The organism is Holdemania massiliensis (genome assembly GCF_022440805.1).
In the GTDB taxonomy this organism is placed as follows: Bacteria; Bacillota_I; Bacilli_A; order Erysipelotrichales; family Erysipelotrichaceae; genus Holdemania; species Holdemania massiliensis_A.
Genome location: NZ_JAKNTK010000001.1, coordinates 2,368,815 through 2,390,717 on the forward strand (window position 1 = coordinate 2,368,815; position 21,903 = coordinate 2,390,717).

The window sequence follows — 21,903 nt, forward strand, 5'->3', positions numbered from 1 at the left end:
CCTGCGTCAGTCTACTCTGCTCTGTGATTCGCTCGTACAAACGGCTCGTCGATATGTTCATCTATCAACAGCCCATATTTTTGAGGTCTTCTGTAGGCATTGCCGTGGACTTCGCTGCGGCGATATTCCCGCAGCTGTTTTAAATCTAATGCTGCGAGATAGACCCCCTCTTTTTCATCCGCCTGTAAAATACAGGTATCTCTTGACCCTTCCAAACCTGGCAAATACGCAACGCCGTCGAAGACCGTTGAATTTCCATTGCAGTCGGGCACTGTATCCGGGTAGTTGCAGGTTGCCACGCAAAGCATATTTTCGTAAGCTCTGGCGCGAAGCTGCGACAGCCGATTGATCTCCATTGGACAAGCGTTGGGTGTAAGAATGACCTCTGCGCCTTTGAGCATCAGAATCCGGGCACTTTCAGGAAATTCACGGTCAAAGCAGATCATGGCGCCCACCTTCACTTTTCCGCAGGCGGTATCGAGTTCTGCCACCTCAAACTCTTCCCCACGGGTTAAATGACTTTCGACATCAAAATCACACGTATGAAATTTGGCGAAGGTCAATATCCGATGTCCTAAACGGTCAAATAAAATCAGCGTATTGCGCGGGCCGGTTGCGTAAGTTTCCAGCAGCGTGATGCCGATGGCCATTTCTAATTTCTGGGCAAGTTTACCGAACTGACAGATAAAATCACTATCAGCCGGAATGGCTTCCGCCATCCATTCAGAACCAGGACGGTCATATATCGCATAGCCATTGCTCCACATCTCTGGAAACAAAGCAAGATCAGCACCCATTTTTTTCGCTTTCCTGCAGGCATCCAGACCTTTTTCAAGATTTCCCTGCAGACTGCCTGTCGGAGTAAGCTGCAGCAAAGCTATTTTTAACTTATCCATTTTAAGTCCTCCAATTCGAAAGTTTTTCAACGGTTAGCGATAGAACTGTCCTGTTCCCCGATGGCCGCCAGCAGCGCCTGCTGAACCCGCGGATCGGCAAAGCAGTTGACCGAAAGCAGCTCGACAGGAGAAACCGCAGGATCAATGCACTCCCGCCAGTATTTCAAGTGAACCTGATCAATCGGATGCTCTGATACCAAGACATCTTGACCCGCACCCTGCAGATCAACCCAGGTCAGAGTCATGCCGTTTTCCCCTTCCTCCATAAAAATAGCTTCCAGCGCCATTTTTTCATCCGCCAATGTTGCCTGCACTTCAGCATGACGTTGATTCAGCACTTCCATCCATTCACGGGCCAGCGTTTCTTTTCCCGGCCGCACCGCGTAGCGGGTCATTGTCAGCTTCATCCTTTCAGAATCTCCTGAATCAGCGGCGGCACCCAAACTGAAAAATCGGCGAACTTTCCGGCCATCATCCAGGCTTCAAAATCTTCCAGCGCAAGCCAGCGTGCTTCTGTCACTTCTTCGTTCTGCAGTATTAGCTCTGCGGTATCTATATCCAAGCGAATATGAAAGACCGCGATTTTCTGATGGGGACGAAATACATTTCCTAACCATTCGCAGTTTGAAGGAGCAACGGAAATTCCCAATTCTTCTTTGAGTTCACGCTGGATGGCAGCGAAACAGGATTCCCGAAAACGCACCATACCGCCCGGACACTCCCATTTTCCGCCCTGACTTTTTTGGTTTGCCCGGCGTGAAACGAGGATCTGATGATCATGATTTTCAATAAAAGCGATAGCGCCTAAAAGCAAAACTGATTCCGGGACTGAATAATTCCGCAGCACCGGATAAGAAAGCCGTCGGCCTTGACTATCGCAGGCTGCCAGCGGCTCAGCTTCTTGTTTCAGATCGGTCTTCTGCATCTTCCTTCCACCCTTTCCGGCATTCCGCCCAAACAAATTGCACGATTATTTCAGCGGCGCAAATTTTTCATCATATTCTTCTTTGGAAATGACCGGGGCTTCATAAACCCAGTCGATGCTGAAAGAGATTGCCTTCGGCGCGTTGATCTCACTATCCTGATTGAACACTCTGTGAATCGCTTTTTTGTTATCCTCGATTGAACCCTGATACAATCGTACAATCGACATCCGGTTGGGCGCCCGATCATTGACGCCGGAAATTCGAGTGCCGATCAGATTAAACACATTCTGATTCTGGACATAACTGCGGTCCATTTTCTTCATCGTTAAATTGAACAAACCGATCATCTGTTCCATGCTTAAATTCGTCGACACGTTCTCTCCCGCCGCATCCAGCACCTTCAGAGCTTTGTTTACGTCTTTGAGCCGCACCGCCTCGGTTAAGATCGCTTGGATCACCTGCTGCTGATTGCTCTGCCGCTGGAAATCACCGGAGTTGTATGAATGGCGTTCCCGGGCAAACGCCAGCGTCTGTTCGCCATTGAGGCGATTGACGCCCTGCGGCACCCATACCGTCTGATGACCCCGTTCATCCGAAGAATCCTGACCGACAAATTCTTTCGGATTGTCAATGATCACCCCACCCAAAGCATCAACAATTTCAATAATCCCATGGAAATTGCTTTCAAAATAGAAATCGATGTCGACATCCAGCAGCTGTTTCACCGTATCCATCGTACATTGCCGTCCGCGCACGCGGGAATTGTTGATCTTATCGGATTTCTGATTGGTATAACAGGCAATCGGCACATAGCTGTCGCGCGGAATGGACGTCAGCAGCACCGTCATGCTTCTCGGATTAACGGTCGCCAGCATCAGCGCATCCGAACGGTCGTCATCGACGCCGATGATCAGCACGGTAAACGGCTCCCGGGTTACATCCTTATCGCTGCCCGGTTCCGTTTTGATTGTCAGCGTGCGGTTAAAATTATGCACATCCCGCAAGGTTCCTAACGTATCCGCCACTTCCTCGTTGGTTTCAAACATACCCTTGTAGTTCTCCGGCAGCGCGGCAACATCAATTTCCTTGTTCAGCAGCCCTTTTAACAGGCGCGTGTAATCGGAATATTCTCGATAGGTCACTTTCAGCTTCAGTTTTTCAATCTCATTTTTCGGCATCTGATAACCCTGCTGAGCCTGTTCATCATCCAGAATACCGAATACCTTGCCGTTGAGATCATTGGCACTCTGCAACCCCGCATGTTCCTCATCGCCCAGCACGACAAAGGAAACACCGACGGTTTCCTGCACTGATCCCTGATTCATCATTTTATCCAGATTCACGTTCAGCCGGCCTTCAACATACACACCGAAAGCACTGATCAAGCCGATCACAACGGCCGCAGTCATCGTCGTTTTCAGCAAGCTGACACTGCGGCGTCCGATTGCTAAAATCGCCAGAAAATTCAAAATTAACGCCGCGATCAGCACGATCAGATTCAGACGGATAAATAAAGTTCGGCTCAGCGAGCTGAACTGCGTCAGTCCGATCATCGCCAGCACCAGAAACAAATTGGCAGTCAGCACGAAAAAAGCCATGATCTGATTGATCAAGGTTAAATCGCGCCGAACCTTCTTTTTCTTGCGCGGCTGAGTTTTGCGTTTGTCCATGTCGGCAGTCCTCCAGAGGTTTATCATTTCGTCATCATTTCAGGATAACGATCTTTTTAGCAACTGGATTTATTTTAACATAGAGTCCTTTTCTGTACAGGGATTTCTTTTTTTTGTAAGAATTTTGAAAAACTCCCGAACTAATCGTTCCGGGAGTTTGCATGCGAGCGGTGATTGACAGGATTGAATAATTTGGAAATTTCATTGATCAGAATCAAACTTGCGGACAAACCGAAGACGATCCCCCAACAGGCCCAATCCAACGGAGCGGTTTTTAAAATCATCTGGAAAATCGGCAGCTTGACAACCATCACCTGCAAGGCAACGCCGATCACAAATGTCGCTAACAACAGCTTGTTGCGGAAAATTCCAACTTTGAAAATGGAATGATCGAGACTGCGCAGATTCAGGCTGTGAAACAGCTGGGCAATGGACAGCACCATAAACGTCATCGTATGGGCTGTGCGGACATCGTAGCCGGAACCATATTTGAAGGCAACCAGCGAAATCGTTCCGATATACAGTCCGTTCAGCACCATAAATGCCCAGCCGCCGTTGGCGAACAGACTCTCCCGCGCATCACGGGGTTTCTGATCCATAATGTAAGGATCCTGCGGTTCCGCCGCCAGGGAGAGTGCCGGAAAGGCGTCGGTGACTAAATTGATCCACAGAATTTGAATGGCCGAGAGCGGAGCCGGGGCAATCGGCATTAAGACGATCGCCAGAAACAGCGTCGTAATTTCACCCAGATTGCAGGAAAGCAGATACAGCACTGCTTTTTGAATATTGAGATAAATGTTGCGGCCTTCCTCAACAGCGTTGATGATCGTCGCAAAGTTGTCATCCGCCAAAATCAGATCGGACGTCTGTCGTGAGACCTCCGTGCCGCTGCCCATCGCGATGCCAACATCCGCCTGTTTGAGCGACGGGGCATCGTTTACGCCATCGCCGGTCATCGCGACGATCTTCGCATCGAGCCGATAGGCTTTGACAATCCGCACCTTATCCTGCGGCGTTGCACGCGCCACAATGCGGATGCGCTGACATGCCTGGGCCAGCTGATCATCGCTTAAATTCTGCATCTGAACCGAAGTCAGCACCTGCGAAAGCGACTGGGCAATGCCCAGCTTCCGGCCGATTGCCAGCGCGGTTTCCGGATGATCGCCGGTAATCATGACCACGTCAATCCCGGCTTTATGCGCCAGCTCAATCGCTTCTTTGACGCCTTCTTTCGGCGGGTCGATCATGCCGGCCATCCCGACAAAACACAGCCGGGTTTCAAATTGATTTTCATCCAGCGAGGCGACCGAACGTGTTGCCAGAACCAGGACGCGCAAAGCTTCCCCAGCCATCTGTGCAGCTGCTTCCTCAATCTGCCGCCGCAAAATGGCCGTCATTTCCATCCGCCGGCCATCCTGCCACAGATGTGTGCACAGCGGCAGAACGCTTTCAAGCGCGCCTTTGACATACACGATTTTTTCCAGTCCGGTCTGATGCACGGTGCTCATCCGCTTGCGTCTGGAATCAAACGGAATTTCCCCTACCCGCGGAAACTGCCGGACAATCTGCGCCGGATCGACACCGTTATCCAAAGCCCAGCGCATTAACGCTACCTCAGTCGGATCACCAATTGCCCCACTCGCATCCAGCTTAGCATTACAGCACAAATAGAAGCCTTCCTTTAAGCGCCGTTCGGTTACTTTCTGCGAGCTAGACTGAATTTTGCCATTGAGATAATAAGCGACAACGGTCATGCGGTTCTGTGTCAGCGTTCCGGTTTTATCCGTGCAGATGACCGAAACCTGCCCCAGCGTTTCCACGGCATGCAGCTTGCGGGCGATCGCGTGATGATCACTCATCTTCTGAACGCCTAAGGCCAGCGAAATGGTCACCACCGCCGGCAGCCCCTCTGGAATCGCGGCCACAGCCAGTGAAATCGACGTCAGCAGCATTTCAAACAAATCGCGTTTCTGAATGATCGCAATCACAAAAATCGCAGCGCAGATAATGACCGATAAGGCGCCCAGCACTTTGGAGAGTTCCGCTAGCCGCCGCTGCAGCGGTGTCAGCAGTTTTTCTTCATGCTGCAGCAGTTTCGCAATTTTGCCGATCTCGCTGTCCATCCCTGTCGCCACCACCAAGCCCGCGGCGTTGCCGTCGAGAACGATCGTTGAAGAAAAAGCCATATTTTTCTGATCGGCCAGCGGCAGCGTCTGATCTTTGGGATAGCGGGCAGAAGCATCCTTGTCGACCGGTACGGATTCGCCGGTCAGACTGGATTCCTCGACTTTCAGATGTACAGTCTCAATCAGACGCAGATCCGCCGGAACAAAATTTCCGGCTTCCAGAAAGACCAGATCGCCCAGCACCAGCTCTGCCGCATCAATCTGTTTCAGCTGACCGTCGCGTTTGACCAGGGCTTTCATCGCGGTCATTTTTTCTAAGGCATGCAGCGCTTTTTCCGCTCGGTATTCCTGGAAAACACCGATCAGGGCATTGATTGTGATCACCGCTACAATGATGACGGAATCCATCACCTCATGCAGAAAAACGGAAATCACCGCACCGAGAATCAGAATTAAAATCATCGGATCATTGAACTGTTCCGCGATTTTTTTCAGCAGAGATGCTTCTTTTTTCTTTTCCAGCTCATTGCCGCCGAAGCGCTGCAGCCGGGCGGCCGCTTCTTTTTCACTCAGTCCCTCGCGGGCATTGGTCAGTGTTGCAGCTTCCAGTTCCTGTATAGTTTGACGATAGGGCATAGCACATCTCCTTTACCTATTCCCATCTATATCGAAAACCGAAGAAGAATAGAACGGCAGACATGCCAGGATCGAACGCAAAGCTCATCAAAAAAAGCCGGTAAGCTCCGGCTTTTTTCCTTCTTTGACAAATTAATTCGGATTGCGCCGGCTTCCGCCCCACTCGACCAGCGTGAAACCTTTTCGTTCCGGCGCAGGTGTCAGCACCTGTGGCTCAATTTCTATTGGTTCTTCAAGCCCTTCAGATACCATATAAACCCGGATTACCGTATCCGGCTGCGGATCACAATCCATCGGCATCACATCAGCATAGACAGCGGAAGGAAACTGGATTTTGTTATATGGAGACTGGGACAGGATCGGCAGCCAATAAGTAATGAAATCTGCGCTCTCCTGGTAGTTTAGCCCCAGTTGCGCCAGCTTTTCTTCCAAAAAAGAAATCGTATCTTCCCGCGCTACAACAAAACCCTCGGTCTGATCAAAACAATCTGGAATCATTGCCTCATAATACAAATAGGGATAATCACGCCCCTGCAAGATCAGCTGACCACCGCTCACCCTACCCGACCAGCCCTGGTCATAAACTGGATAGCTCAACGTCGGTTCCTGTCCAAGCTTCAGCGTAAAATCAAGCGGTGTATCATGATAAAGATAGATCACCGGCTTATCGGCTCCCATCTCATTTCGCGGCAATTCCCCTTCGAAGCTCGCATCAATTTCCTTTTCCTCGCACAGCGCCATGAGCTGCAGCTGCTGCGCTTCACTTAACGGTTCATCCCAGCCTCGGAAATGAACTGAATGATAATCCTCGCGAATTTTCTGCAGCTGCGGCCAGAGCTGCTGCCAATCAAGCTTCTGCGTTTCTGCTTCCTGAAGCTGCTCAGCGGTCAGCTGATAATAATCAGGATCGCAGTAGAGTAAGATATAGGGATGATCGGGATCCTCGGATGGACTTAAAGCAAAGCTTTCCATCCTCTGATAATCCCGCATCAGAGCTGCTGCATCATATTCCCCCTGATAGGCGTAATCCACGCCATATTTCTGCATCAGAGTATCAATGTAGGAACGCTCTTTTTCTTCCAAGGGAAGTTCCAGATCAAGAAAACTGTAAAAAATCGAATCCCCATCACGATATTGATCGGAAAGCAGCTGATCTTCCAAGGTGCCGCCATAATACGGTGCCGTGATATCACAAAGTCAACTACCCACCACAAAAAGGTAGTGGGCTTGCAACAGCCCAGTCGTAGTAACAGCTTACGCCTCCGACCTTTAAACCCCAATAGATATTGATATCTAAAGTGGCGTTACATCATAGGGTGGTTGACAGCACCCTTTACAACAAAGATTTACTCTGCTGTAACTCTATTAGGTACTTGACTATCGGCAAGATAGTGGATTCCCATACGATATAGATTCATAGCTCCAATACGGTCATCATTGGATTGATAACTACAGTTCTTGCAAGTAAACAAATGGATTTTCTTGTTACGATTCGACTTTTCAATATGTCCACATACCGGACAACACTGACTTGTATAACGAGGGTCTACTTTGAGCACAAGAGACTGATTTTGTTTTGCTTTGTAAATAAGTTTTTGTTCTAAATCGTAGAACGACCAGGATACAGATACATAACGGTTCTTTGTACGCACTCGTTCTGTGGCAGAACGCACACCGCTTAAATCTTCTAAAACAAAGAGTGTATGCTTGGGGTTAGATGCCACGAGTGCCTTTGATACTTGATGGTTAATATCTTGCATCCAACGGTTTTCTCGTGAACCCATAGCCTTCAATCTTCGTCTGGCTGAGGGTGTCTGACGCTTTTGTAATTCTTTGCGAAGTTTAGAATATTGTGCTCTTTTTTGTTTCATCGTTTTGCCACTAACAAAACCTGATTTGTGTTGACTATCGTAAGTAGCAACAACAAAGTTAATCCCTCTGTCGATGCCAACAATATTGCAAATTTCGTCATTAGAACATTCTTCTACTTCGTAAGTAACGGGGATGTGTAAAAAATATTTACCATGCTTATTTACAAGTTTGGCTGTGCCAAATTTATAGAGACTATGGTCAAAATATTGAGACATACCTTGAGCAAAATAAGGTAACTTAACACGTCCATTCAATGTATTGACTGAAAAGCAATCCTTTCTGAGAGAATAATCTCGATTCCAAACAAGGTCATATTGTGGCTGTTTAAAATTAGGTTTCATCCACTCATTCTGATTTTCAAGAATTGTTTTATATCTCGCAATAACAGTCTTTAAAACAGACTGAGCCATTTGAGATTTTAAGCCAAATCGATCTCGCAAGTCAGAATACAGTACCTTATTAAGGGCAAATTGCTTTAGGTTGTGGGTCTGGAATACATAGTTTGAAACATAATTACATGCGTCTGTATAAGCAGACATAGTAGAAGTAAGCAGTACTTTATCATCATCACTTGGAGCTATCTGTACTTTAGCAGTGATTGTGATTTGTGGCATCCGTGTCCTCCTTTCATTGATGTTCCGCTGAGTTAATTATAGAGCATTTATCCGTGAAAATCAATGTTTTGAGGTGGATTATGGATAAGCGTATAATTGTCATAACAGACGTAAATATAGTCTCAAAGTACGTATTGTACTTGTGACTAAGTATCGTAAATAATTACTTCAAGGCCATATTGCGGACGATACAAAACAAAGAACTAGGCAAGGCATAGAATTGGGAAATAAGCGCTATGGAAACAGACAAAGACCCTATACATTTTCTAGTCAGCTACGATACAACAGATAGAGTATGTGATATTGTAAAAATTATTAAACTGGAAACAACTCATTATCTTTGGACTCAATATTATAATTTTCTATCTAAACACGATTGGAAGAAACGCATATTTTGGTCTGACGGCTATTTTGCTTGTAGCATTGGAGAAGTATCATCAGCTTCGATACAAAAATATATCGAGAGCCAAGGTTAATAGTTATCAATTTACAAGGCTCCTCCCATCGTCTAAAGACAGTGGGTTTCCGCCTACTAAAAACGAAAGAATTTGATTTATGAAGCTTCCCTTCCTGGCAGCAGCGCGAATTGATAGCCATCCTGTTCCTCCCTGACCAAGACGGTATAACCATCGTTAATCAGAAACTCACGCTCGGACTTCTCTGGCATAAAGCTTTGCCTTTTCTCAGTATCCCAATCCACCTCGGTTATTTCTGCGCTGTCTTCGGATTGAAAGCGGAGCCGTGCCATCGGATCCATATCGGTGCGGGTTTCTCCTTCAAAGAGAAACGTTTCCGTGGCCTTCGGCGCAATCCAGCGTTCGATCTCAACTTCACGCACCCCTCCGATGTCTACTTTATAGGCAAAGGAAACAATTTTCTGTGCCTGTTCGGTATGATTAGTAATTTCAATCTGTCTTAAAGGCCGGGTAATATCATAGCCGGTTTCATCCGCCGGCGTGATTTCAACGGTAAACATCGATTTAATCGACTGCGGATCAGAAGAAGGATCCGGGGTCGGCTGAACTGAATTGATGTGGGTACAGGCTGTCAGCATCAGACCCATCGCCACCAGGATCGCTCTGCGGCTGAATCCGTTGTGATTAAACTTCATCTCGATCACCTCTTTTCAGGCTTTTCTGTCGGCTTGGTTCTCGGCGGCTAGTTTTTGATCGCATTTCCGAATCATTTCTTCCGCTTGTTTCCGCTGTTTTGGATAGTAAAAATAGACATGTTCCCGCTGCCGATAATACGCTGCAGCCATTTTAAAGTATGTCCGCGCCTGCTGGATATCTTTCTTCGTTCCCATACCCGAGTAAGCACAATTTCCTAAACGCAGACAAACTTCCGGATATTCTTCGATTTCTCCAATTTCCTGTAAATGGTGGTAAAGTTTTAAATACATTTTATACGCGTTGATTTCATCTTTTTCTACAAATTTGCCTTTTTGATAAGCATCCGCCACTTTCATAACGGCTTCAAAATTGCCTGATTTTGCGGCTTGAATAAAATATTGGAACCCGCGTTTTTGATCTACTTGAACCCCGCGTCCATAAGTATAACAGTATCCCAGATTGGTCATCGCCTGACTGTTTCCCAGAGCTGCCGATTTCTGATAGTAAGCTACCGCTGTTTTAAAGCCTTCCGGTGTTTCTGTCTGATAAGCTTCTGCGCCTAAATTTAATAGAATATCACTCTCATCTAAAGTCATCCTTGGCCTCCTGCCTTCTGCTTTTCTGCAGCAAATTCATGAATCGTTCCTTCCTCATTTTCCGCCAACAGCGCGGTTAACAGCACCCCGCTAAGCAGCACAGTCATGGAAGAAAGCGGACAGCGCCGCTGGCCATCCAGATCCAGACAGGCATCCTTGTTGACGCAGCAGTTATCAATCACGATATCCGCGGTTTCAAATAAACGCCGGCCGCTGGGATGATCGGATTTGATCACCGGTGACTGCTTCATGTTGGTGATCACCGCCACGGTCGTCTTATTCGACCAAAGCAACCGGGCCAATTCCACATTCATGACGCTTTTTCCCGTATTGGACGGCATTAAAAACACATCCTGGGGCTGTATTTTATATTTATCAATCAGCATCTGAGCATAATCCCGCTGCTTCTGCGTCCAGCCACTCTGCACCGGATCAAACACCATCAGCTCGCTTTCCAGGATCGGGATGATTTTATCGTTGTGAATCCCGGCCATTAAATCCTGCAGCATATGTGAATGTCCGCTGCCCATGACAATCAGCCGGCCTTGTTTGCGCATTAACTCCTGAGCGATCTTTTCAATCGATCCCAATTGCGTCTGTTCAAATTGTTCAAGGATATCCAATACCACTTTATTGAGCTGATGCACGACACCGCTGGGCTCTAGTCCAGCCTGAACGGCGAAGCTGACCGCATTGACAGCCTGAGCACCATAGGTCTGTAACATCGGCAAAAACGACTGCTCCACCGCAAACAGATTTGGATTCCCATCCTGTCGGCTGACTTCCAGCGCAAGCCATTCGATTCCCAGACGCCGGCAATGTTTTTCCATCGCGGCATACAGCGGCGTATCCTGACTGTGAAAAGTCAGAACTAAATCATGCCGCTGAATTCCCCATGCCTGAATCAAGACTTTGGCATATTCCGGACACTGAATCAGCGCAGAATACCGACGATCATACGTCATCAATTCCTGCGGAAACAAACCGATGACTTCCGCATGTCCCTGCAGCCGGGCAGTCAGCTCTTCCGCAAACAGATGGTCTTCCCCGATTCCAAACGCGAAGACATGACGTCCTTCATTCAGCCCTTTTGCCAACCGCGTTCCGATTCGCACGAAACAGTCCATCTGGGTTTCCGCCCAACCCAGCCAGCACTTCTGAAACTGACGGCAATTCTCTTTCAGCATACACAACACCTCTTCTTTAATTATACGGACAATCAAGCAAAAAGGAAGCCTGCGCTTCCTTAAAATTCAATGACTATTCGACAACGATCCGGACTTTATCGCCTTCCGCAGAGACGACGTCAACCAGTTCGCCAACCTGACCTTCTTCCACCAACTTCAGAATCAAATCCAGATCCACACCCTTGAGATCCACATTCATGCCGCTCAGTTCCATCTGCTTCGTAAAATCCAATCCAGCCCGGATCAGCGCTACCGGAACATTGACGCGAACGCGGTCATTGTTCGCGGATTCGACCTGAATCCGCAGCATTTTCGGCTGGGAAGGAGTGCTGTAAATTAACGGCCGAACCTGAGGTTCAGCGGATTTCTGCGGTTTTTCCGCCCGCTTTTCGCTTTCTTCGATCGCATCCAGCAGCCGCAGTCCTTCTTCCACACTCAGCGTACCGTCTTTGACCATTTCCATAATTTTTTCTCGGGAGTTCATGTTGTTCCTCCTATTTTTTTAACAGCGCAATCGCTTCTTCCGCGCTGATCTCACCCTGCTGCAGACGGGTCAGCACATCATCGGCCCGGGCAGGTGATTCTTCTTCCCGTTTGACTGTAAACCCCATTTTGGTGATGATGGAATCCAGCATTTTCTTCACTGTCGGATAGGAAATATTAAATTCTTTTTCCATTTCCTTGATATTGCCCTGAACCCGAATAAAGGTTTCGACAAACTGCAGTTCATCGCGATTCAGATAGCTGAACCGGGATAAGGCAAACTCACCCGTAATCTCGGTATGACAGCGGGTACAGGTTAACCGCGTTGCCAGCAGCTGATTGCCGCAGACCGGGCATGTCCCAAAAACTTCATTTCGCATCGTGTTTCCTCCTTATCCTAAAATATCGATGAGCACACGATTCGGTCCGGATTCCACTTCCACCAGCCGAAACGGCTCACATTCCTTTAATTCCTTCACCGATGTCTGAACAAACTGGAGTATCGCTTCGCGATTGTCCAGCAGGATCTGCACGGTTTCATCACGCGACTGAGCCGGAACATACTGTGATCCCCAAAGCACCACTTTTAAGATTGCGGCGGCAGCACTCAGCGGGATTGCCGGAATCGTCACATTCTGTTCAACGGACTCCACAACAATTTTAATCTTTTTGGCCATCCTCGTGTCCTCCTGAGATTATTATAAATGTTATTTAAATTATTTCAAGTTATTTTTAAGAATATTGAATTTTTATATTAATTAAATTAATCATATCAGTTCAATATCTTATGAATTCCATTACGGATTCGAATATAAACGTACGCTGAATGCAGATCTGAGAAGGTTTTCATATGATGATAATACGCAAAGGCCGGATCACTCAGCATGTCCAGAACGATATACCGCCAGCGAACGCCGCGCTCCGTCTGAATCCAGGCCGCCGCTCCCGGCTCGGGCTGAATCTGTTGATCCCCGCATTTCAGACACGTTCCGGACAAGGACACGGACACATCTTCAAGCTGTTCACTGGGATGCTGATCATCGAGAAAATAACGAACAAAAGAACAGGCTTGTTTCAGACTGTCCCATACTTCCTGATTGATTTCATTGACCTGCGTGACTGCAATTAACACCGGCGGATGGTCCTGCACGTAGCGGATAAATCGTTTCCGGCAAAGCCTTGCATCATAACTGTCGCCGAGAATAGCCGCATCCAGCAACACCAGATCCATGATAAATCCCCTCCTTCCGGATCGTTACACTTTTATTTTACCACGATGAAGCGCTTTCAACCAGCTGGAAAGAAAAAGACGGAATTTCTAGTTCCGTCCCCTCTAACTGACTGTTTATTTGCGGGAGAGAAAGAAGCTTGGAATTCCGCTGTTGTCTTCCTCATCCTCTTCCGTTTCCTTCTTGATTTCTTCAGTGATCTTATTGGCGACCTTCACTGACGGTTTTGCTTGAGAAGGCACCTTGATCTTCGGCAGATCAAACCCGGTGGCGATCACCGTCACAATGATCGACTCGCCGATCTTTTCATTGATCGCCACACCGAAGATGATATCGATATCATTGCCGGCCGCTTCACGGATGTATTCAACGGCATCATTCGCATCATAGATGGAGATGTTGGCGCCGCCGGTAACATTGACGATCGCTTTTTTAGCCCCGTTGATCTGCGCTTCCAAAAGCGGCGACTGAATCGCTTTCTGAGCTGCTTCCTGAGCCTTGTTGTCACCCTGTGAAATCCCGATGCCGATCAAGGCGCTGCCCTGACCTTCCATGACCGAACGCACGTCTGCAAAATCCAAGTTGATCATCGCCGGAACCGCAATCAGATCGGTGATCGTCTGCACGCCCTGGCGCAGAACGTTATCAGCTTCCTTAAATGCTTCGACAAACGGAATGCGGCCGATGACCTGAAGCAGCTGATTGTTGGAAACGATAATCAGAGAATCGATGAATTCGCTTAACTGGCCTAAACCAGCTTCAGCCTGAGCCATCCGCCGCGGACCTTCAAAGGAGAACGGCTTGGTGACAATTCCAACCGTCAGCGCGCCCATTTCCTTGGCGATCTTCGCAAACAACGGAGACGCGCCGGTTCCTGTACCGCCGCCCATGCCGGCGGTGATAAAGACCATATCGGCACCTGACATCGCCTCGCGGATTTCTTCTTCATTTTCTAACGCTGCTTTGCGTCCCATTTCCGGGTTAGCACCCGCGCCTAAACCCCGCGTCGTTTCCCGACCCAGTATAATTTTGTTTTCAACCGGGGATTTGTTGAGATCCTGCATGTCGGTATTGGCAACGTAGAATTCAACACCCTGAACGCCTTCCTCGACCATGCGGTTAACGGCGTTGCAGCCGGCGCCGCCGATGCCGAAGACTTTAATTTTCGCAACCTGATTGTATTCTAAATCCATCTTCATTCATCCTCTCGTTTCCTATTTCTGTTTGGCTTCAAAAAGCATATCCTTTAATCGTTTTGTAATCGAATCATCGACGCTGGCTTTCTCTTTTTTCAGTCCGCCGATCGTCACCGCTTTTTCAAACTGCGCGGCATTGACGCCGACCTGATCGGTATTGAGTAGCGGCTGCTGATCCTTATACGCATAGAACAGACCCAGACAAGCCGTCAGCGCACTGTCGCGCACGCCCAGTGTTTCCGGATAATACACCTTGGTCGGAGCATTCAGATGATCCTGAACATACTCTGCAATCTCCTGCAGCTCGCCGCCTTCGCCGACGATCACAACCTGTGTCCTGCCCGCTTTAAGAATCGGTCGGCACATCTGTTCGATCTCGCTCATCCAGCTTTCCAGCGGTTCACGGATCGCTTCGCAAAGTTCCTTTTCCGACAGCGTATACGTCTTCGTATTCTTTGACCAGATGTAAATCGGTGTCTGCAGCGGCCGGCGCTGATTCAAGCGCGTGTTGTATTTAACCAACCGCACCGCCTCCGCTAACGGCAGCTCATAGCGTTCAACCAACGCCTGACTCCACTGATCAATGCCTTGTTCGATAATCTCACAGCTGGCTAACTTGCCTTTGGACAGCAGCGACAGCGTCGTCGTCTGTTCTTCCAATCGGATCAAAATCAAATTCTGATCCATCGTCTGTTCAAACAAAGCTGCTTCTTTGGCAATGGCGAAACTGTCCAGGCTGATATCCAGCACTTCCAATCCCGCCTGTTCCACACAGTTGACATATTCAAATGCGATTTTGCGGTTGGCGCACAGCAGATCCACATCCACTGTCAGCTCATCGCACAGCTCGCCAATCGGCATCCGCCGCGTCGATATTCCATTGCAGGTATACCGCACGCAGACAGCGCTGATCAACGCTAATCCGTTTTCAATCTTGGTCTTCATTGCGTTTTTGACAGCTTCCCGAACATCGAGGACGGTAACGCGGCGATCAAAAGAAGAAACCGGCACCGTTATTTTCAGCGATTTGCGCATCATATCCCGTGAAGGAATCGATAACAAAACACGTTCAATTCGAGCACCGATCATTCGGGAAGCGTTTTCCGCCGCCCTTCGAATCGCTTTGACAACCTCATTGGGTTCGCTCAGCTGATGCAGCTGAACACCTGCCACAGGAACCCGTTCGACTTTGATTATATTAAAGCGAGTGTTGAAGAACTCGCCTACCAGCAATCTTACTTCGTGATCCGCTATATCCAGCGCCGCGAAAATCTGCTTGTCCATGCCTTTTTCGACCCCCTGAGCTACACATATATACTATATCATAAAACGGTATTCAACAAAAGAATTTTTCCAACAATTCGCATTGTGTGCCCAGCGTTGTAAAATTGTTGTCAATTTCATACGGAAGCTGCCGAATTTCATAAAATTATTGGTGTTTTCAGCCCTTCCTGAACTTACTTGTAAAAAAATCCTTTTTCTTTCTCACCTTTTTCCGATAACGCCTTGCATTTTTTGGATGATCATGTTATAGTTTACAAGCGAAATTAAGACAGAAAGGGGGGTTACGGTTAATGTCTAGAGTATGTGCCGTATCCGGTAAAAAAGCCTTATCAGGAAATAAGCGTTCTCATTCCATGCATGCATCCCGCCGCAAATGGAACGTTAATTTACAAAAAGTTAAAGTGATGGTTGATGGTAAGCCACAGCGAATCCGTATTTCCGCCCGTGCTTTAAAAACACTGAAGGCTCAGCAGAAAAACGGTTAATTAAAAAGGAGTTCTGCTCCTTTTTTTCTTTGCATTCAAAAATAACAGCCCAAGGGGCGGGAAGCTCATTGCTTTCAACACCTGGGGCTGTTTTCTTTTTGATTATCGATCAGTCTGAACTAATTCGGCTAAGCTTCCTCGCGAATGGCCACGGTATATTCACCCTCACTCCAAATTTGTCCGTCGCTGTGCTTCCAATCCGGACCTTCGCAGCGGACAAGCCAGAAACGATAGTTCTGCCGATCCTCGCTAATCCCATCGTAAAGCAGCCACAAAGTTTGATTACCGTTTTCTTCCAGAAGAGCCTGCTGCCCGTCTTCGCTGATGACTGCCGTTTTCTCAGCAAAGTCTTGTTCCAGCAGAAACTGCAGAGCCTGGGCTGGAGAGCGGCGGCTGACATACATATAGATCGTATCATAAGCGCCGCTGACAAAGCTATGCGCGGACAGTTCATTTTCCGGAAGGATCGGTTCATCCTCCGTTAGTTTTAAGCCGGTTGTCCCGTCAGTCAGGGTGTGAATGACTGCGGCCAGCACCGCTTCCTGCCCCTGCATCAGCCGGATTCGATAGGTCATCGCAAACGCTTCGCCCGTCGGGCCTGCACCTTGATTGCCTGGCGAAACTGCCCATTCCGCAGTCTTCACTTCTAATAATTGATCTTCCGCAGTGCCCGCCAGCCGCTGCACAGACGTGATCTCCGTCCGCACATCAACGCCGTTGACACGGTAAGCCTCAGCCTGCTGCGTCAGTGTCAATAAGCTCAGCCACACCGGATCGATACTGCGGGTTTCCAGCTTCATCGTCCCTTCCGGCAGTTCCTGCTGCAGCTGCGGATCTGTTTGGATCGTCTGCCGCATCGCTTCAATCAATGTGATTTCCGCTTCCTCAGCACTGAATTCTGGACTTTCTGAGAAACTCACTTCCGGCAGTGGAGCATTCCGCATAAAGTTCATCGGCTGAGTTGACTGCATCGCAACCGGGCACAGGATCAGCTGTCCATCCACAAACAGATCCTGTTCATTCAAAACCCCATCGTCTCCCAATACCAAACTCCACTGCGGCTGGCCCTCACGGCACAGAGCCAGAGCGAGCGTACCGAACGGCACACAGTCACTGTAAGCATAATCTTCCTGCAACCCATCCTTTTCCAGATGGATCCCCTCGCGGTCCGTCATGATCTTCCAATCTGTCCCCGCGGTTTCCGCAGCGATCCATTCCCCGCTGATGGAGGAGATCGGGTTATGATAGCTGATCGGATTGCCGCGGTCGCCGAAGGTTGCAATCTGTTGATGGACGCTGTGATCGGTTGTTCGATAGGTAATCGTGCAGACATCATTAGCCAGCCACTGCAGCTTCAATTTTCCCTCAACGGGATAAGGAAATGCTTCTTGTTCCCGGCGATAAAGAAAATAGCGGCTGCGGCAGAGAGACGCTTCCCCGGAATTCCGATCTTGTTTGACCACAACCCAAAAACGACCGTTTTCCAACAAACTGATCGTTGTTGGATGCTGCTGAAGTGCCTGCTGAAGCTGCAGGCTAAATCCAACGATCAGAAACAGCGCAGCACCCGCTCCGATTTTACGCAGGGCAGGTTTTTTAATAAAAACGCTGCCGCTGAAGGTCAGCGCACCAACCAACATCAAATTAAGCAAAGGATTCATCCAATCCGCAATGTATTCCCAACCTCGTGGATAAACGATAATCCAGCTGACAAGCTGCAGCGTGCCAATGCCTGCCGCCAGGATCAGACAAACAATTGCTGCCGCGATCCATCCCTGCCGTTGTTGACGAATTTGACGTTTTTGATTCATCTCGATTAACGAAGGCATCTCCTCCGCGGCTTCACTGTTCAAAAAAACTTCCGTATCCTGAAACTCAGCGGGTGAAACATTAAAAATATCCGCCAGGATATGCAGCTGATCAGCACTCGGAACCGCTTGTCCGCTCTCCCATTGTGATATTTGATAACGCGGCACAGAACACTTCTCGGCCAGCTGTTTTGGGGTCAAGCCTGCCATTTGTCGCAGCCGCTTGATCTTCTTCGCTAAGTTCATCGTTGTCAACTCCTTTGGATAGGCATCAGTGTAGCACGAACAAGCCGGCTTTTCCAGTCCCGTCCAATCCAAAATAAAAGGCGGCCCATGGCAGCCCACTCAAAGAACTTATTATTTCAATCCAAGCTCGATCATTGAACAGAGTACGATCTTCTCTTTCGTTGATTGACTTCATGTCAGTCGTGAATACTGATCTCCGCCGCTGCCGTTAATCTTGTTTTTAGTGATTCCGCTTTCCAACGGTAGAGGTGAAAGAATTCTCACTTATTCTTATTGAATACGGAAAAGAAAAGCGATCTGATCGAGAGAACGATCCGCATGCCCCAAGTCCTGGGCGATTTCTTCCCCACCCCTTCGTTTGTAGAAAGCTAAAGCTCGGTGGTTATGGGCATTGCAGCGGCAGCCAATGACCGTTTGACCCGCGGCTTTGGCCCGGCGCAGAATTTCCGTCCAAACCTGAGAACCCAGACCCTGATGCTGAAAATCGGAAGTCAAATAGAGTGCATTCACGCTCATGGCAACGCCGGTTATCGGATGCTTCGGTTTTCCCAGAATAAAGTAACCCGCATCCTGTCCCTCGGCCAGAATAAGACAGACCTGAGTTTCATGATCTGTGATCGCCTCACGAAATTTTTCAGCATGGACAGCCTCATCAAACTCCCTCAGCCAGGATTCGGGATAAATTCCGGTGTAGGTTTCCTGCCACACCCTTCGCTTCAGCCTGACCAGCCGGTCAAGACAATCTTTACTTGCTGTAGTAAACGTCATCATGAGTTCATCAACTCAGTCAGCTGGCGGCACAGTGCTTCCACGGAAATCACGGAAGGATCCGTACAGTCCACAGGAATCAACGTTCCAATCGCAAAGCGACGATAGCCGCGCTGTTCAATGCTTTGTTCAAAATCAGCGAAGCAGATTGGATCGGGAATCCGATCGGGCTCCACTGTCGGATAGCGGTCATTAACGACATGTCCCCGATGCCGGGAAGGCGATTGATCCCGCTTGACAAACCGCTCATAAATGGTCCGGGTATCGCCGTCAAACAAGATTGTGATCATCTGACAGCCGGTCTTTTCCGCCAGCCTCTGCAAGCCCGGCAGCGAAAGATCCTCAAAGTTATTTTCCAGAATGACCGATTGTCCTGCCGTTAAACATTGCAGCGCCGTGTTATAGAGAATATCCATCGCGGCCAGTCCCAACTGAACTTTTTCCTGCCGGCTTTCAAAACCCAGACGGTCAAAAAGATCCTCTTTGATGGAATCTTTGGAAAACATCGGGATTCCCAGTTTCTGACTTAACTGAATCGCCAGCGTCGTTTTGCCGCTGGCCGGCATTCCCGCAAGACACACGCACGTTGGCTTTTTGTTTTTATTCATTGACTTATCCTTTCCTATCCTTCAATCAGGAATTCGGCTTGGCGTCGTTGCAGCGAACGACCAGGATCCGTCCCTGATCCAGCGTCACCACCGCTTCCTGATCGACAATTTCATTGGATATCCCGATCGTATCGCCGCGATCCATGAAATAATGATCGAGCGGATAAAGAAAACCTTCCAGCGTAATCACCGCCGGCTCAATCGCAAAAAAGGAAATAAACCGAGCGGCATTGGCCTTAAACACATGCCGTCCAGGTTCCAGACAAGACAATTCATTGTTTTTTTCACGCAGGATAATCGGGACTTCCTGATACATCACTAGAAGCAGATTCGCCAGCTGATGATCCTGTCTTCCGCCGAGGCCGCCGGTCAAAATGATCGGCTGATACCCCTGTTCCTTTGCCCAGTGCAGCGCCGAGAGCGCGTCGGTTTCATCCTTCATTACCGGAAGCACTTCCACTTGATCGGCATACTGACGGATCGTTGTCATTTCTTCCGCATTGACTGAGTCGAAATCCCCGATCGCCATCACCATTCGCCGTTGTTGTCTGGCACATACGAGCGCCCCGCGGTCAGCACCGATCAAATCGCCTTCCGCCTGATCACAGTTCTGCGCCATCCCCAAAACAATAGTACAGGGTTTTAACATAGCGAATCAACAGCGTCGATAATGTTGTTTTTAAAGATGTAACTGCCCGCAACCAACACATCTGCGCCAGCCTGCTTACACAGCTTTCCGGTTTCGGCATTGATCCCGCCGTCAACCTCAATCCGTAAATCGGCATTTTCAGCCTGAGCCCAGGCCCGCAGCTGAGCGATTTTTTCCAGAGCGGACGGATCAAACTGCTGCCCGCCGAAGCCCGGTTCCACCGACATCACTAAAACCAGATCAAAGTCCTGCCACAGATCTTTTAAGACATCCACCGGAGTTTTCGGTTTGATCGAAATGCCCGGCTTTACGCCCCACTGCCGCAGCTGCTTCGCCAGCTTGCGGCAGGCCTCTGCATTTTCCATCGCTTCATAATGAAAGGTGAGCCACTGTGCTCCGGCCTCGATGAAAACCGGCGCATACGTTTCAGGATCCGTGATCATCAGATGCACGTCCAGTTCACAATCCGTCAGTTTACGGAAAGCTTTGAGAATGTCCGGACCAAAGGTCAGATTCGGGACAAAATGGCCGTCCATCACATCGTAATGCAGCCATTGAGCTTGGGAAGCGTTGACCGCTTCCATCTGCGTGTTCAGCTGGGTAAAATCCAGCGATAAAATCGAGGGGGATATGATCGTCATCAATATTTCTCCTTTCGGCCCTGAACGAGGGTCAGACAATCCAAATAATCCGCATAGCGAATGCGGGAAACCTGCTGCGCCTCGACAGCCTGCTTGATCGCGCAGCCCGGTTCATTCTGATGGATGCAGTCGCGGAACCGGCACTTGCCTAAATAAGGGGCAAAATCAGGAACACTCTGCGCCAGTTCCGTCGGCGTCATGCGGCTGAAGTCCAGCGACGAAAAACCTGGCGTATCCGCTACCCAGCCGCCGGCCACCTCATGCAGCTCAACATGCCGAGTCGTGTGCTTGCCCCGTCCCAGGGCTTTGGAAATTTCCTGAGTCTGCAGCTGAAAGGCTGGATTCAGCTTATTTAATAAGGAAGACTTGCCGACGCCGCTCTGCCCGGTCAGCACCGTAACTTTGTCCTTTAAAACGCCGGCCAGATTTTCATCGAGTTCTTCCCGGCCGCTCAGCACGACTTCATATCCGCTGCGGCGGTAATCCTCAATCCAGGCATAGACTGGATCCTGGGCCTGCACCAAATCCATCTTGGTAATGCACAAGACCGGCTGAATTGAAGCGTTGACAATCAGAAACAGAATCCGGTCCACCAGCGTGCAGGAAAAGTCCGGATCTTTGGCAGACATGACGATCAAAGCCTGATCGACATTGGCCACCGGCGGACGGATCAGGGTATTCTTTCGCGGAAGGATCCGCTCAATTCCAGTTTGATCGCCGAAATCCGTGTATTCGACCCAATCCCCGGTGCGCGGCTTATCCTGCAGCCGAACCTTGCCCATGGCCACGCATTCCACGCGCCGTCCATTCTCGTCCGCAACCAGATACTGGTTGGAAATAATTCTGATTATTCTTCCGATCATAACGCTCC

The 21,903-nt window shown here is 48.9% G+C and carries 23 protein-coding genes and 1 pseudogene; 2 read left to right on the forward strand and 22 right to left on the reverse strand.

Translation table 11 applies throughout. The features are described 5' to 3' along the window. Window positions 1-11: 11 nt before the first annotated feature. The 7 genes from MCG46_RS10900 to MCG46_RS10930 form a co-directional block, all read right to left on the reverse strand. Window positions 12-896 (reverse strand): carbon-nitrogen hydrolase family protein, encoded by an 885-nt coding sequence (locus MCG46_RS10900; RefSeq protein WP_240280032.1) that lies wholly within the window; start codon window positions 894-896, stop codon window positions 12-14. 26 nt (window positions 897-922) lie between these two features. Beyond that, complete coding sequence (locus MCG46_RS10905) at window positions 923-1,303, reverse strand: DUF6176 family protein (protein WP_240280033.1); 381 nt, start codon at window positions 1,301-1,303, stop codon at window positions 923-925. Then, on the reverse strand, window positions 1,300-1,821 hold the full coding sequence (locus MCG46_RS10910; RefSeq protein ID WP_240280034.1) for an NUDIX domain-containing protein: 522 nt from the start codon (window positions 1,819-1,821) through the stop codon (window positions 1,300-1,302). Before MCG46_RS10910 ends, MCG46_RS10905 begins: the two co-directional genes overlap by 4 nt. Window positions 1,822-1,866: 45 nt before the next feature. Continuing rightward, window positions 1,867-3,492, reverse strand: a complete 1,626-nt coding sequence (locus tag MCG46_RS10915) for an LCP family protein (protein ID WP_240280035.1) — start codon at window positions 3,490-3,492, stop codon at window positions 1,867-1,869. A gap of 140 nt (window positions 3,493-3,632) precedes the next feature. Further along, a complete protein-coding gene (locus MCG46_RS10920; RefSeq protein WP_240280036.1) occupies window positions 3,633-6,254 on the reverse strand; it encodes a cation-translocating P-type ATPase in 2,622 nt (873 codons plus the stop codon). Between the two features lie 132 nt (window positions 6,255-6,386). After that, window positions 6,387-7,415 (reverse strand): hypothetical protein, encoded by a 1,029-nt coding sequence (locus tag MCG46_RS10925; RefSeq protein ID WP_240280037.1) that lies wholly within the window; start codon window positions 7,413-7,415, stop codon window positions 6,387-6,389. A gap of 185 nt (window positions 7,416-7,600) precedes the next feature. Next, window positions 7,601-8,740, reverse strand: a complete 1,140-nt coding sequence (locus tag MCG46_RS10930) for a transposase (protein ID WP_240280038.1) — start codon at window positions 8,738-8,740, stop codon at window positions 7,601-7,603. Between the two features lie 133 nt (window positions 8,741-8,873). Between MCG46_RS10930 and tnpA the strand changes: the two are divergent. Next, a pseudogene (tnpA, locus tag MCG46_RS10935) lies at window positions 8,874-9,216 on the forward strand (IS200/IS605 family transposase). Between the two features lie 77 nt (window positions 9,217-9,293). On the opposite strand, the gene MCG46_RS10940 reads toward tnpA, so the two are convergent. The 9 genes from MCG46_RS10940 to MCG46_RS10980 form a co-directional block, all read right to left on the reverse strand. Continuing rightward, entirely contained in the window at window positions 9,294-9,851 is a 558-nt protein-coding gene (locus tag MCG46_RS10940; protein WP_240280040.1) for a hypothetical protein, read from the reverse strand. Window positions 9,852-9,866: 15 nt separating this feature from the next. Then, window positions 9,867-10,448, reverse strand: a complete 582-nt coding sequence (locus MCG46_RS10945; protein ID WP_240280041.1) for a tetratricopeptide repeat protein — start codon at window positions 10,446-10,448, stop codon at window positions 9,867-9,869. Beyond that, entirely contained in the window at window positions 10,445-11,635 is a 1,191-nt protein-coding gene (locus tag MCG46_RS10950) for an SIS domain-containing protein (protein WP_240280042.1), read from the reverse strand. Before MCG46_RS10950 ends, MCG46_RS10945 begins: the two co-directional genes overlap by 4 nt. Window positions 11,636-11,708: 73 nt before the next feature. Beyond that, the gene (locus MCG46_RS10955; protein ID WP_240280043.1) at window positions 11,709-12,119 is read right to left on the reverse strand and encodes an SHOCT-like domain-containing protein; all 411 of its coding nucleotides are present in this window, start codon (window positions 12,117-12,119) and stop codon (window positions 11,709-11,711) included. A gap of 10 nt (window positions 12,120-12,129) precedes the next feature. Continuing rightward, window positions 12,130-12,498 (reverse strand): DUF2089 domain-containing protein, encoded by a 369-nt coding sequence (locus MCG46_RS10960; RefSeq protein ID WP_020223786.1) that lies wholly within the window; start codon window positions 12,496-12,498, stop codon window positions 12,130-12,132. A 12-nt stretch (window positions 12,499-12,510) separates the two neighbouring features. Further along, the gene (locus MCG46_RS10965; protein ID WP_020223787.1) at window positions 12,511-12,795 is read right to left on the reverse strand and encodes a hypothetical protein; all 285 of its coding nucleotides are present in this window, start codon (window positions 12,793-12,795) and stop codon (window positions 12,511-12,513) included. Between the two features lie 95 nt (window positions 12,796-12,890). Continuing rightward, the gene (locus MCG46_RS10970) at window positions 12,891-13,349 is read right to left on the reverse strand and encodes a hypothetical protein (RefSeq protein ID WP_240280044.1); all 459 of its coding nucleotides are present in this window, start codon (window positions 13,347-13,349) and stop codon (window positions 12,891-12,893) included. 114 nt (window positions 13,350-13,463) lie between these two features. Continuing rightward, window positions 13,464-14,540, reverse strand: coding sequence for a cell division protein FtsZ (gene ftsZ / locus MCG46_RS10975; RefSeq protein ID WP_020223789.1), 1,077 nt, complete (start codon window positions 14,538-14,540; stop codon window positions 13,464-13,466). A gap of 21 nt (window positions 14,541-14,561) precedes the next feature. Then, window positions 14,562-15,827, reverse strand: a complete 1,266-nt coding sequence (locus tag MCG46_RS10980; RefSeq protein ID WP_240280045.1) for a cell division protein FtsA — start codon at window positions 15,825-15,827, stop codon at window positions 14,562-14,564. 290 nt (window positions 15,828-16,117) lie between these two features. Here MCG46_RS10980 and rpmB point away from each other — a divergent pair, with 290 nt between their 5' ends. After that, on the forward strand, window positions 16,118-16,312 hold the full coding sequence (rpmB, locus tag MCG46_RS10985) for a 50S ribosomal protein L28 (RefSeq protein ID WP_040451142.1): 195 nt from the start codon (window positions 16,118-16,120) through the stop codon (window positions 16,310-16,312). Between the two features lie 128 nt (window positions 16,313-16,440). On the opposite strand, the gene MCG46_RS10990 is transcribed toward rpmB, so the two are convergent. From MCG46_RS10990 to rsgA, 6 genes are all read right to left on the reverse strand, one after another. Then, complete coding sequence (locus MCG46_RS10990; protein ID WP_240280046.1) at window positions 16,441-18,366, reverse strand: helix-turn-helix domain-containing protein; 1,926 nt, start codon at window positions 18,364-18,366, stop codon at window positions 16,441-16,443. 270 nt (window positions 18,367-18,636) lie between these two features. Beyond that, window positions 18,637-19,134: a GNAT family N-acetyltransferase gene (locus MCG46_RS10995; RefSeq protein WP_240280047.1), complete on the reverse strand. Its 498-nt coding sequence runs from the start codon at window positions 19,132-19,134 to the stop codon at window positions 18,637-18,639. After that, complete coding sequence (locus MCG46_RS11000; RefSeq protein ID WP_240280048.1) at window positions 19,134-19,742, reverse strand: AAA family ATPase; 609 nt, start codon at window positions 19,740-19,742, stop codon at window positions 19,134-19,136. Before MCG46_RS11000 ends, MCG46_RS10995 begins: the two co-directional genes overlap by 1 nt. A 25-nt stretch (window positions 19,743-19,767) precedes the next feature. Further along, window positions 19,768-20,391 (reverse strand): thiamine diphosphokinase, encoded by a 624-nt coding sequence (locus tag MCG46_RS11005; RefSeq protein WP_240280049.1) that lies wholly within the window; start codon window positions 20,389-20,391, stop codon window positions 19,768-19,770. Next, entirely contained in the window at window positions 20,385-21,032 is a 648-nt protein-coding gene (rpe, locus tag MCG46_RS11010) for a ribulose-phosphate 3-epimerase (protein ID WP_240280050.1), read from the reverse strand. Before rpe ends, MCG46_RS11005 begins: the two co-directional genes overlap by 7 nt. Beyond that, complete coding sequence (gene rsgA / locus MCG46_RS11015) at window positions 21,032-21,895, reverse strand: ribosome small subunit-dependent GTPase A (RefSeq protein WP_240280051.1); 864 nt, start codon at window positions 21,893-21,895, stop codon at window positions 21,032-21,034. The genes rpe and rsgA overlap by 1 nt, the downstream gene beginning before the upstream one ends. Window positions 21,896-21,903 lie beyond the last annotated feature (8 nt).

What these genes read in the sequence shown, in the direction of transcription:
- MCG46_RS10980 (WP_240280045.1), bottom strand. Translation starts at nt 15,827, where the DNA reads ATGGACAAGCAGATTTTCGCGGCGCTGGATATAGCGGATCACGAAGTA.
- rsgA (WP_240280051.1), bottom strand. Translation starts at nt 21,895, where the DNA reads ATGATCGGAAGAATAATCAGAATTATTTCCAACCAGTATCTGGTTGCG.
- ftsZ (WP_020223789.1), bottom strand. Translation starts at nt 14,540, where the DNA reads ATGGATTTAGAATACAATCAGGTTGCGAAAATTAAAGTCTTCGGCATC.
- MCG46_RS10905 (WP_240280033.1), bottom strand. Translation starts at nt 1,303, where the DNA reads ATGAAGCTGACAATGACCCGCTACGCGGTGCGGCCGGGAAAAGAAACG.
- MCG46_RS10920 (WP_240280036.1), bottom strand. Translation starts at nt 6,254, where the DNA reads ATGCCCTATCGTCAAACTATACAGGAACTGGAAGCTGCAACACTGACC.
- MCG46_RS10950 (WP_240280042.1), bottom strand. Translation starts at nt 11,635, where the DNA reads ATGCTGAAAGAGAATTGCCGTCAGTTTCAGAAGTGCTGGCTGGGTTGG.
- MCG46_RS10945 (WP_240280041.1), bottom strand. Translation starts at nt 10,448, where the DNA reads ATGACTTTAGATGAGAGTGATATTCTATTAAATTTAGGCGCAGAAGCT.
- MCG46_RS10930 (WP_240280038.1), bottom strand. Translation starts at nt 8,740, where the DNA reads ATGCCACAAATCACAATCACTGCTAAAGTACAGATAGCTCCAAGTGAT.
- MCG46_RS10955 (WP_240280043.1), bottom strand. Translation starts at nt 12,119, where the DNA reads ATGAACTCCCGAGAAAAAATTATGGAAATGGTCAAAGACGGTACGCTG.
- MCG46_RS10900 (WP_240280032.1), bottom strand. Translation starts at nt 896, where the DNA reads ATGGATAAGTTAAAAATAGCTTTGCTGCAGCTTACTCCGACAGGCAGT.
- MCG46_RS10940 (WP_240280040.1), bottom strand. Translation starts at nt 9,851, where the DNA reads ATGAAGTTTAATCACAACGGATTCAGCCGCAGAGCGATCCTGGTGGCG.
- MCG46_RS10965 (WP_020223787.1), bottom strand. Translation starts at nt 12,795, where the DNA reads ATGGCCAAAAAGATTAAAATTGTTGTGGAGTCCGTTGAACAGAATGTG.
- MCG46_RS10960 (WP_020223786.1), bottom strand. Translation starts at nt 12,498, where the DNA reads ATGCGAAATGAAGTTTTTGGGACATGCCCGGTCTGCGGCAATCAGCTG.
- MCG46_RS10970 (WP_240280044.1), bottom strand. Translation starts at nt 13,349, where the DNA reads ATGGATCTGGTGTTGCTGGATGCGGCTATTCTCGGCGACAGTTATGAT.
- MCG46_RS10915 (WP_240280035.1), bottom strand. Translation starts at nt 3,492, where the DNA reads ATGGACAAACGCAAAACTCAGCCGCGCAAGAAAAAGAAGGTTCGGCGC.
- MCG46_RS10995 (WP_240280047.1), bottom strand. Translation starts at nt 19,134, where the DNA reads ATGACGTTTACTACAGCAAGTAAAGATTGTCTTGACCGGCTGGTCAGG.
- MCG46_RS11005 (WP_240280049.1), bottom strand. Translation starts at nt 20,391, where the DNA reads ATGTTAAAACCCTGTACTATTGTTTTGGGGATGGCGCAGAACTGTGAT.
- MCG46_RS11000 (WP_240280048.1), bottom strand. Translation starts at nt 19,742, where the DNA reads ATGAATAAAAACAAAAAGCCAACGTGCGTGTGTCTTGCGGGAATGCCG.
- rpmB (WP_040451142.1), top strand. Translation starts at nt 16,118, where the DNA reads ATGTCTAGAGTATGTGCCGTATCCGGTAAAAAAGCCTTATCAGGAAAT.
- MCG46_RS10910 (WP_240280034.1), bottom strand. Translation starts at nt 1,821, where the DNA reads ATGCAGAAGACCGATCTGAAACAAGAAGCTGAGCCGCTGGCAGCCTGC.
- MCG46_RS10990 (WP_240280046.1), bottom strand. Translation starts at nt 18,366, where the DNA reads ATGAACTTAGCGAAGAAGATCAAGCGGCTGCGACAAATGGCAGGCTTG.
- rpe (WP_240280050.1), bottom strand. Translation starts at nt 21,032, where the DNA reads ATGACGATCATATCCCCCTCGATTTTATCGCTGGATTTTACCCAGCTG.